Source organism: Microbacterium sp. Ru50, from assembly GCF_002920555.1.
Taxonomy (GTDB): domain Bacteria; phylum Actinomycetota; class Actinomycetes; order Actinomycetales; family Microbacteriaceae; genus Microbacterium; species Microbacterium arborescens.
Genome location: NZ_PQSV01000022.1, coordinates 1 through 961 on the forward strand (window position 1 = coordinate 1; position 961 = coordinate 961).

Annotated in this window: 1 rRNA gene; it reads right to left on the reverse strand. The window is 55.5% G+C overall.

Going from position 1 to position 961, the window contains the following annotated elements:
- Positions 1-961: ribosomal RNA gene (locus C3481_RS16000) — 23S ribosomal RNA — on the reverse strand; the annotation flags it as partial.

Here is a 961-nt window from a genome sequence, read left to right on the forward strand (position 1 = left end):
AAGCCACCGCCGGATCACTAGTCCCGACTTTCGTCCCTGCTCGACCCGTCGGTCTCACAGTCAAGCTCCCTTGTGCACTTACACTCAACACCTGATTGCCAACCAGGCTGAGGGAACCTTTGGGCGCCTCCGTTACCCTTTAGGAGGCAACGCCCCAGTTAAACTACCCATCAGACACTGTCCCTGATCCGGATCACGGACCCAGGTTAGACATCCAGCACGACCAGACTGGTATTTCAACGACGACTCCACAAACACTGGCGTGCCTGCTTCACAGTCTCCCAGCTATCCTACACAAGCCGAACCGAACACCAATATCAAACTGTAGTAAAGGTCCCGGGGTCTTTCCGTCCTGCTGCGCGAAACGAGCATCTTTACTCGTAGTGCAATTTCACCGGGCCTATGGTTGAGACAGTCGAGAAGTCGTTACGCCATTCGTGCAGGTCGGAACTTACCCGACAAGGAATTTCGCTACCTTAGGATGGTTATAGTTACCACCGCCGTTTACTGGCGCTTAAGTTCTCAGCTTCGCCCACCCGAAAGTGAGCTAACCGGTCCCCTTAACGTTCCAGCACCGGGCAGGCGTCAGTCCGTATACATCGCCTTACGGCTTCGCACGGACCTGTGTTTTTAGTAAACAGTCGCTTCTCGCTGGTCTCTGCGGCCACCACCAGCTCACGGAGTAAATCCGATCACCAGATGTGGCCCCCCTTCTCCCGAAGTTACGGGGGCATTTTGCCGAGTTCCTTAACCATAGTTCACCCGAACGCCTCGGTATTCTCTACCTGACCACCTGAGTCGGTTTAGGGTACGGGCCGCCATGAAACTCGCTAGAGGCTTTTCTCGACAGCATAGGATCATCCACTTCACCACAATCGGCTCGGCATCAGGTCTCAGCCGTATGCAAGGCGGATTTGCCTACCTTGCGGCCTACACCCTTACCCCGGGACAACCACCGCCC